This window comes from Streptomyces sp. NPDC051776, assembly GCF_040681345.1.
In the GTDB taxonomy this organism is placed as follows: domain Bacteria; phylum Actinomycetota; class Actinomycetes; order Streptomycetales; family Streptomycetaceae; genus Streptomyces.
Genome location: NZ_JBFAYQ010000094.1, coordinates 1 through 9,682 on the forward strand (window position 1 = coordinate 1; position 9,682 = coordinate 9,682).

A 9,682-nucleotide genomic window follows, 5' to 3' on the forward strand; every position below is an offset into this window, starting at 1 on the left:
CTGGTTTTCGTTCGTATCGGTGGGTGAGTCTGCGGTAGCCGGTCAGCCAGGACATGGTGCGTTCGATGACCCACCGGCGACGGCCGAGCCGTTCGCTGGAGCCGATGCCCCTTTGCGGGCGATCCGGACGCCGATGCGCTTGCCCCATAACCATCGACGCAGGTGAGGCACGTCGTACGCCTTGTCGGCGTGGAGGCGCTGAGGCTTGGAATCGGTCGCGTGGGATTCGTGTCCCATGTGGAAATGGGACAGCATCGGCTTCGGGGCCCGGCTGTCGTGGGTGTTGGCCGCGGAGAGTCCGACGCGTAGGGGCAGTCCGTTCGCGTCGGACAGGACGTGCATCTTGGAACCGGGCTTACCCCGGTCCACCGGGCTCGGACCTGCAAGTTCGCCCCTTTTTTGGCCCTCACCTGCGCGGAGTCGAGGACCGCGCGGGACAGATTGACCAAGTTCTGCTCGTCCAGGAGCTGCAGCACCTTCTGATGCAGGCGTCCCCAGACTCCCGCCCGAGGACAGATGGCAAACCGACGATGCACTGTCGACTTCGACGCTCCGAAGCACGGAGGCAGTGCTCGCCAGGCGCAGCCGCTGACCAGCACATAGATGATTGCGGCGAAGACCGCCTCATCATCGATGTTCGCGACCCCGCCCCTTGCGGCCGCACCCGCACCGGCGGCAGCAACGGCTTCGTGATCTCCCACAAGCGGTCCGGAACGATCCATCCCCACCGTCCACTCCCCATGTCCGGCACAACTGCCAACCGACCATGTAGGACACGGTCTTAGGGGTCCCGCAAAACTGTTTTCGAGCTGCTGGCAGCTGTCGACTCGGCATCGAAGAACATCCGCTGACTGGTCAGCGCTTGATCGATAGCTCCGGGCACTCTGAAGGGGGTGCTCTCAGGAAGCGCGGTTAGGCCAATCGGGCTAAACTGAATGTCTCTGGGGCAAACCTGGCTCTCCAAGTGCCCAAGGACCTTTCGCTTTGGTTCGGGTTCTCTTGAGAGCCCACGTCTGCGCCGACGCACGGCTGGCGTGAGGTCCCCTTTGGGTGGGCCGCTGCCGCGACGCGTTCTTCACAACGTTGCTGAGGTCCGGTCAGTTACGCGGACAGACGCTCTCGTGATGCCGGATCCGCTCGGGAAGGTTGGATCTCATGGGCATCGAGACATTCCTGTCGGTTGACCGACTGCCGGCGAACACGCCGACAGATCAGCCCTTGCTCCCCGATTCCGTCCAGGTCACCACCCAACTCATGGAAGACGCCGTACCGGCCGACGCCGTGAATGTGGGAACGGGCGACTTCAATCAGGAAGCTCTGTACGCCAATCCATTCAGGGAAGGCGAAGAAGAAGCCGTCATCGTTGACACCGACGGTGACCTGACCTATTTGCAACGTACGGAACTCTCGCCGACCGGGTGGGATCAGAAGAAGATCGACAGCAAGCTGCCGAAGTGCAACGAAGTCGTCACCGTGGTCCATCCGGACAGTACTGTGTGGGCGTTCGCTACGCCGGTGGATCTTGCTGTGGATTGGGTGGCGCTGCGGCTGGACCTGGTTGAGAAGAAGCCCGGCGAGAGTGCCAAGTGCAAGTGGGTGCATGTCCCCAACGCGATCCAGCCGACGCGTGAGGGCCGACCCCCCGGCGCCGCCGACTCTCTGAGTGTCTCCTACTCGCCTGACTCCGGGCCCTGCATCCTCGCCGGCCAGACCCACGCCCATGCCGCGCTGACTCCCCTGGTCGTCTACGCGCAAAACCGAGTTCCCGGAACAAGTGACGGCGACTTTGTTCCCTGGGCATGGACAAGGGGACCAATGCTGAATTATGCCGGTCGTGTCGTCGGTGGGGGTTACCTGGCCGCATACGCCAGGCAGGACGACCCGTATTACGTGGCGTACTTCCTCACGCCGGATCAATTGGGCACCCACATTCTGAGGCGTATCGACTGGAGGAGTCCCGAGCACACGCCGCGGGTCTTCGAGGTCGCCGAGCTCGTCAGCGAGTTCGTTGGCACGTGGTACGTGCCGAACATGCCACAGGAAGCACCCAAGGGTGATGTGGGCTGCGTATTCATCGCGCAGAACAGCCTGGTCGCTGTTTCCGCCCGCCCCGGTGCGCCCTTCGTCCACAAAGAGGTCGTGGGTCTCGGTTTCGATACCGCGTCACTGTGGCAGGACGCCGACGGCAAACTCCACGTCTTCGGGCTGGACAAGAAGGACAACACCCTGCTGGTGCTGCACCAGCAGGAGTGGGAGGCGCCTCCCACCAGTCAGGGATACGGCTGTATGCCGAAATGGACGAGCGCGGCGACAAAGGAGGGGGGAACGACCACAGTCACGGTGGGACTGCACGCCAAGGTCGTTTCCTACCACATCGATCCGTATCCGGACTACAGGCCGTCCGAGCTCATCAAGATGGAGGGCATGCTGCCTTCTGAGTCCTACTGCGTCTGTACCCAGGACGTGAGCACCTCACGGTGGGCGACGGACAGAGTCCGGCTGCCGTCCACGGGCCAGCCGCATCGGGTAAGCCACTATGTCGCGGATGCCGCCCTGCTCGATACCAGCGGCAAGGCCATGGGCAACTACCCCGTCAGCGTTTCCGCCGACTCCTTGGTCGAGATCCAGGTCGACTCCCTCTCCTACCAGGTGGGCCCCGGCAAGAGTGTGGCCGTCAAGACAAACCCGTTGGGCAAGTTGTCCATTGCCATGGCCGCACGCGGCCTCACACCTCCGGTGGTGCATATCAGCGCCGAGGGTCTGGAATCCGGCACCGCGATCGACTTCTCCACGCCCGTCAACGACTATCTGGCAGGCAACAAGCCCCTTCCCTCGCAGAAGGGCTTGCTCTCCGCCGAGACCCTGAAGCATGCGCAGACGACTGACGCGATGGGCAAGAAGGCACCACTGGTAAAGGACTGGAGCAAGGCGCCTTTGAGCGAGCAAGGGGTCGTCGACCACTGCCACAGCCTCTACGGAATGGCAGCCGGTTCCTACCAGCTGCCGAGGATGAGGGTCGACGGATCCGATGAGCCCCAAGAGGTCGCCGGGTACGTCATCCAGCTTTGGGACCCCTCCCGCCCCTCCTTCCAGGTCTTCCGCACCAGCGAAGAGGTCGAGGAGTACCGCTCCTACCGCGAGAGCCATCCCAGCTACGGAGGTCTGTGGGACGACTTCGTCGGGTGGGCCAGCGACGTGTGGGAGGGCATCAAGTCCGGAGCGACCAAAGTCGCCGAAGTCCTCGTGGAAGCGGTCGTCGACATCGCCGTCTGGATCGGGGATGCCCTCGTTTCCCTGGGCGAGGCGGTCGTCCGAACCATCGAGGACGCAGCCCAAGCCGTCGAGGCCGTGTTCCAAATGATCGCGGACGCCGTCGTGCGGGCCATCGACTGGCTGAAGTCGCTGTTCGCCCTCGACGACATCTGGGACACCAAAGTGGCGCTGGAAGAGGGGATGAAGACGAACCTCCCCCTCTTCCAGAAGACGATCAAGCACTACAAAGACGTGGCACATGGGTGGTTCGAAGCCCAGGAAGATGCCGTCAACAACTACTTCAACCAGCTTCAGGAGCAGTTCGGCGACGCCCGGATCGGAGACTTCCCGAACAAGGTGCCGCCCGCAACAACGGCCGCCGGCACAGGTTACAGCCAGGAGGAACTGAGCACGCCCCAGGCGAACTGGCTGCTGAACAAGGCAGTCTCACCCACTGCAGCAGGCGCCGGATGGGCCGGCTCCCTCAAACAGGACGACCCGGTCGTAGGCAGACTCGACGAGCTGATGACCTTCCTGACCGGGTCCACGGACGTCGCCACGCTCATCGGCAAGTTCGCAGAACTGACGCAGTTCGTCGAGCAGTTCTTCTCCCTGGATACAACGCCAGGAGCGGACCGATCGGCGCTCTCCAGCCTCATCGAAGCCCTCCGAAAGCTCGTGCACGACGCCCTGGTGGCAATCGACTACCTCGTCCAGAAGTTCATGCAGTTCGCCATCGACACCGTCGGCGACGCGACTCGGCTGCTCGACGAGGAGCTGGATCTGGGCTTCGTGAACACCCTGTACGAGTGGGTATGGGGGCAAGCGCGGCCCCATGAGACACCCAAGCCGATGACAGTCGGCGGCTTCGCCTTCCTCGTCCAGGCGTTCTTCCTCACCACGATCCACAAGCTCATCAGGGGCGTGGACAACCCGCCCTTCAAGGACCACGCCACGTTCCCCGCCCTCCCGCTGCCGCCCTGGCACCCCGAGTACCAGCCCCAGCAGGGAACGGACTACGACCTGAACCGTAAGATGGTGGACATTCAGGTGCTCGGTGTGGCCTGGGCCCTCCCCGCATGTGTGCTGACCGGCGTGACCGACCTCGCGATGCCGTTCAAGGACGACTTCAAGTTCCTCAAGCCGTTCTTCGATGCCCTCAACTGGCTGGGCGTCGCCAACGGCGCCGTCGGGCTCCTGGTGGGCGCTCCCCCAGTGGGTGGCAACTACGAATGGAAGCCGCTGGGCGTCATTCCCTGGGCGGCCAAGCTCCTGCAGTGGATCTGCGATTTCGCATTGGCGGCCGCAGGAGGGTTCATTGACTGCATCGGAAACCGAAGGTGCCTCCTCAAGAATGCCGGTCTCAAAGACAAGGTCGAGGACGTGGACCACATCATCCACGGTTCCGTGGCACACATGGTTTCCGGTGCGATCGCACTCATCTTCAATGTCGTCAATACGGCAACGAGCCCGCCCCCCAGAACTCCCCAGTTGGGACTGGCGTGGGCAGGGGCCTTCGTGTCACCCGGACCGGACGTCCTGCAGATCATTCGCGCCATCGTGAAGAAGTATTGGGCGGAGAACGAGGACGTCCAACTCAAGTCGTACATCGCCACGTCGGTCGTCGACGCCATTCTGGCGCTGGCAGGCGGACTGTTCAAGATTCCAGCCTGCATCGAGCTGGAGAATCTTCCGAGCATCACCCACGACACTCCGACCACAGGGACCATAGGCCAGCCGTACAGCTGGAAGGTGAAGGCCACTGCAGGCACAGTACCCGTCAACAGTGGCAAGACCTTCGCATACGAGGGTCTGCCCGCGGGCTTCACAGGCGACACGAATACAGGGGAGATCGCCAGCAAGTTGATTCTTCCCGAAACCAAGACGTTCGACGTCAAGGTGACCGTCGCTGACGGATACCTCCCGCCACTGGCCGACAGCTGGACCTTCAAGATCCAGATCAACTCAATGTGACGGTTCACGACGGCGAACACCGCGCACGGCTGCGCCGTCGGCCCACGGTGACATCCTCGGCGGCGGCTGCCGGATACGGCACGGGCAGAACACGGGAAAGCCCACCCGGGCGCGGCACGGTGGAGGCCGGTGTTGGGTCGGGGCGCACAGGCAGTCCCCGGATCGGGCTTCGGTCGGGGGCTCGGTGCGGGTGGGCGCAGATCGAATATTGTCTACAGTGTGGCTCTTCGCGTCGAGGGTTGTGTGATGTAGTTCGCAAGTCGATTACACCCCCTCCATATCCTCGGTCCGGGACGGTGTCGTACAGTGCACGCCTCGACGGTCGGGAGGGGCGGGGCGAAGGCCGTGCCACGCGCGACCAAGGCCGTGCCACGCGCGACTGGGGCCGTCGGTAAGCCCGACGTCGTCACCCCTGGAGTGCAGCATGGCCATCCGTAGGCAGAGAATCATCGCGTGCCTCGCTGCGTGTATCGCCGCCGCTCTCACCGCCACGGGTTGTGAAGACATGGTGACGGGGGCCGACGCCGGGGACGAGGTGTGGGTCGTCCCCAACCCGACCTTCGAGCCCGATTCCACCATGGAGAAGCTGAACGGGAAGGGCAAGATCACCATCGGGGTGGGAGCCGACCAGCCCGGTATCGCCCTGAAGAAGTCCGGGTCGAGCGAGCCGGAGGGCTTCGACATCGAAATGGCGAAGATCATCGCCGGGAAGCTGGGTATCGAGCCCGCGAAGATCAGGTGGATCACGGCGCAACCTGAGAACCGCGAGAAGTATCTGCAGAACGGGACTGTCGACCTCGTCGTGAACACCTACTCGATCACTCCCGAACGCCGCAAGATCATCGGCATGGCGGGGCCGTACTACGAGACCGGGCAGCAGGTCCTCGTACGCAAGGGCGACCGGAGCATTTCCCGGCCGGAGGACATGCAGGGCAAGCGGATCTGCTCGGTCGCCGGCACCACTTCGATACGGCGGATCGAGAAGTACGGTGCCGAGCCGGTTGCCGAGGCGGACTACACCGCGTGTGTGAACCGGCTCCTTGATGATTCGGTCGACGCGGTCACCACGGATGGCGCGATCCTGCTCGGCTACGCCGCGGAGAAGCCCGACGAGCTGGAGGTCACCGGTGATCCGTTCAGTTCGGAGCGCTACGGGGTCGGCTACCGCAAGGGCGACACCGCGATGTGCGAGTTCCTCAACAAAACGTTGAATCGTTCTTACAAGGACGGGACGTGGGTCGACGCGCTGTCGAAGACGCTGTGGACGACCACGGGCGCGGCGCCGTACCCGGACCTGGACCCCTGCCCCGCTGCCGAGGACTCCTAAAACTCGGGAGACCCCGGCAGCGTCGTGCGGCGCGGTCGCGCCGCTCGAAACCGCCAGAACGTGAGGTTGCGGCCTCATCCCTCCGGCCCGCCGTTCGGTGCGATCCGACTGCGCCATCCCGCTGGACGGGCAACCCACTCGGTCGCGGCGTCCGGGCACCCCGGTGACCGGACGGCGCACCATCTGGACCATCCGTCACTCGCTTGCTGCCCATGGCTTGCACGGGATCACGGACGGTTTCTTCATGGGTGGATGGGATCTCCGTTGCAGGTGAGGCGTGCGTTGCCCTTGTCCATGACGCGTTCCGAACGGGCACGGCGCCTGCGGCGGTCACTCGTACGCCCAGCAGGTGGACAGGTCCGGACGGGCGCAGTCGCAGCCCTTGCCCTGGTGCCGCTGCTGGTTGCGGGGTGCACTCCTGCTTCCTCACGGCCGGCGGCCCCCAGACCTGGCGGCCCCGGGTCGAGCACGGCCCAGGCGAGCCCCACGGCGTCCGCCGAGGCCGGACCGGAACCATCGGACGCCTTCCCTGAGCCCCTCAGCCTGGCGGATTGCCGCGCGCGTCTGGGCGTCGCCTGCTACACACCGCACCAGATCCGCGCCGCCTACGGACTGGCCGGCAAAGAGGTGAGCGGCCTCACCGGGAAGGGCGTCACCGTTGTTACCGGCATCGGCACCATCCCGAAGACCATTCAGCACGACCTCGATGTCTTCTCCGACCGGTTCGGACTGCCGCGCACGAAGCTGGAGTTGGCATACGAGAGCGGTGCGTCGCCCTCGACGTCCCAGGACCCGTCCTCCTACCGCGAGGCCATCCTGGATGTCTCGGCCATTCATGCCATGGCCCCGCAGGCCCGCATCGTCGTCGTGGCCGCTCCCACGGCACCCAACGGGCATGCGCGCAACCTCCCTTCGGCGTACCTCAAGGCCCTGGAACGGTATGACGGCGACGTGCTCTCCATGAGCTGGAACAACTTCGAGAAGCTCCTGGAGCAGCAGGAGCCGTCGCTCCACCAAGGCTCCACCGCCCTTGCCCGCCTGCGCGAACCGCTGGTCCGGGCGTCCGAGCTCGGCGTGACGATCGTCGGCTCCTCCGGCGACTGGGGCGGGCTCGCGCCCTCGGTCGGTGCCCTGTGGCCGACCGCCGACCCGGTCGTCACCTCCGTCGGAGGGACCGTGCTCGACCTGGACAACCGCGGACGACGACTGCAGCCGGACGTGGGATGGAACGCGAGTTCCGGCGGCCTGTCTTCCTGGTTCACCCGCCCCGCCTATCAGAATCCGGTGGCCGGGATCGTCGGTTCGCGTCGGGGAGAGCCCGACATCAGCATGTTGGCCCGATCGTTCTGGGTCCACGACAGCGCCGGCCCCCTGCCGCCGAGTTGGCAACTCGTCGGAGGGACCAGCCTTTCCGCCCCGCTCATGGCTGGGATCGTCGCTCTGGCTGTCGAGCAAGCCGGGCACCGGCTGGGGAACATCAACGAGACCCTCTATCAGCTCGCCGGGCACCCCAACAGCGGCATCATCGACGTGACCCGAGGCCGGAGTTGGCGCGACGCCCACGTCGGCGCACACGCCGCGCCAACCGTCCCCGAGCCCCCCGGCTGGCGCGGCTACAGCGCGGACCGCGGATACGACTTCGTCACGGGCCTTGGAACGGTCGACGCCGAGTTCCTCGTCCCAGCTCTCGCGGCAGCGGCCCAGAACAGGGAATACGACCAGAGCAAGGAATACGCCCACGGGGGCAAGGGCCAGGAGTACGCAGACGGCCGTGACGAGCTCCCGGCCATGGGGAAGTAGGCGGATTCCCGCCGCAAGTGTCAACCCACCACCATCTCTAACGGTGGGCGGAGCCGATGTTCTTCGAGTTGTCAACGGCGACGCACCGGCCCTGGGTGCGGCTGCCCGAGGCGGTCAGGGTCAGGACGTTGGGGCCGCCGCAGTTGTTGTTCTGCCGGCCCTCCTGCGCAGAGTTCTGCTGGCCCACGAAGCTCAGGGCGCCGGAACCGGAGCCGCCGGTGGCCTTGGCCCCGCCGCCCTTGGCCAGGGTGTGCTTGTTCCAGGAGCGGTCCTGGTTGAAGCAATCGCCCTCCACCCGGCCGCCGATCGCCTCGGTGATGGAGCTGTTGGGGTTGGCGCAGGTGTTGTTCTGCCGACCCTCCTGCGCCATGGTCTGCTGGTTCACGATTCCGACTGCATCGCCGCCGGTGGCCTTGGCCCCGCCGCCCTTGGCCAGGGTGTGCTTGTTCCAGGAGCGGTCCCGGTTTACGCAGCCGCCCTTCGCCCGGCCGCCGCTCGCCAAGACGGTGGAGCTGTTGGGGTTGCCGCAGGTGTTGTTCTGCCGACCCTCCTGCGTAGTGTTCTGCTGGCCCACGCTGCTTGCGCCCGTGCTGGAGCCGCCGGCGGCCTCGGCCCCGCCGCCCTTGGTCAGGGTGTGCTTGTTGCGGGAGCGGTCCTGGTTGATGCAGTGGCTCTCCGCTCGGCTGCCGGTCGCGGTGACGCCGGAGTTGTTGGGGTTGGCGCAGGTATTGTTCTGCCTGCCCTTCTGCGCCGTGTTCTGCTGAAACACGACAAGGCCGCTGGAGCCACCGGTGGCGTGGGCGCCCCTTCCCTTGGTCAGGGTGTGCTTGTTGCGAGAACGGTCCTGGTTGATGCAGTGGCTCTCCGCCCGGCCGCCGGTCGCGGTGACGCCGGAGCTGTTGGGACTGGCGCAGGTGTTGTTCTGCCGGCCCTGCTGCGCCGTGTTCTGCTGCTCCACGCCTTCGGTCGCAGCACCGCCCGTGGCGTGGGCGCCGTCGCCTCTGGTCACGGTGTGCTGGTTGAAGGACGCATCCGCGGCCGCACAGCGATTTTTCTCCCGACCTCCCGCCGGCTCCGATGGGACCAGACGGTTCGGGTTGCCGCAGTTGTTGTTCTGCCGGTGCTCCTGAGCCGTATTCTGCTGAAACACCTCGCCGGCCGTGCTGGAGCCGCCGAGGGCGGTGGCGCCATGGCCGCCGGCGAAGGCGATCCCATGACCCGCAGACGTCAGACCACTAGGGGGCGTATCCAGTTGTGATCAATCTGCGGGATCCGCTCCCGCAGCGGGGCGGGTTCCTGTAGATCGTCATGCATGACGCAGGTGCAACT

The 9,682-nt window shown here is 65.3% G+C and carries 4 protein-coding genes and 1 pseudogene; 3 read left to right on the forward strand and 2 right to left on the reverse strand.

Annotated features, from left to right (window positions below):
• Positions 1 to 742, reverse strand: a pseudogene (locus AB0M26_RS30635) (IS5 family transposase); the annotation flags it as partial.
• A gap of 413 nt (positions 743 to 1,155) precedes the next feature.
• On the opposite strand from AB0M26_RS30635, the gene AB0M26_RS30640 reads away from it, so the two are divergent.
• From AB0M26_RS30640 to AB0M26_RS30650, 3 genes are all read left to right on the forward strand, one after another.
• On the forward strand, positions 1,156 to 5,226 hold the full coding sequence (locus AB0M26_RS30640; RefSeq protein WP_365266116.1) for an Ig domain-containing protein: 4,071 nt from the start codon (positions 1,156 to 1,158) through the stop codon (positions 5,224 to 5,226).
• A gap of 505 nt (positions 5,227 to 5,731) precedes the next feature.
• A complete protein-coding gene (locus AB0M26_RS30645; protein ID WP_365266118.1) occupies positions 5,732 to 6,553 on the forward strand; it encodes a glutamate ABC transporter substrate-binding protein in 822 nt (273 codons plus the stop codon).
• Between the two features lie 627 nt (positions 6,554 to 7,180).
• Entirely contained in the window at positions 7,181 to 8,353 is a 1,173-nt protein-coding gene (locus tag AB0M26_RS30650; protein WP_365266120.1) for a S53 family peptidase, read from the forward strand.
• 37 nt (positions 8,354 to 8,390) lie between these two features.
• Here the strand turns inward: AB0M26_RS30650 and AB0M26_RS30655 are convergent, their stop codons facing one another.
• Positions 8,391 to 9,503 carry a hypothetical protein gene (locus tag AB0M26_RS30655; RefSeq protein WP_365266122.1) on the reverse strand — a complete coding sequence of 371 codons (1,113 nt, stop codon included), beginning with the start codon at positions 9,501 to 9,503 and terminating at the stop codon, positions 8,391 to 8,393.
• Positions 9,504 to 9,682 lie beyond the last annotated feature (179 nt).

Excerpts from the sequence above, each read along its gene's own strand:
- AB0M26_RS30640 (WP_365266116.1), top strand. The coding sequence starts at position 1,156 with ATGGGCATCGAGACATTCCTGTCGGTTGACCGACTGCCGGCGAACACG.
- AB0M26_RS30645 (WP_365266118.1), top strand. The coding sequence starts at position 5,732 with ATGGTGACGGGGGCCGACGCCGGGGACGAGGTGTGGGTCGTCCCCAAC.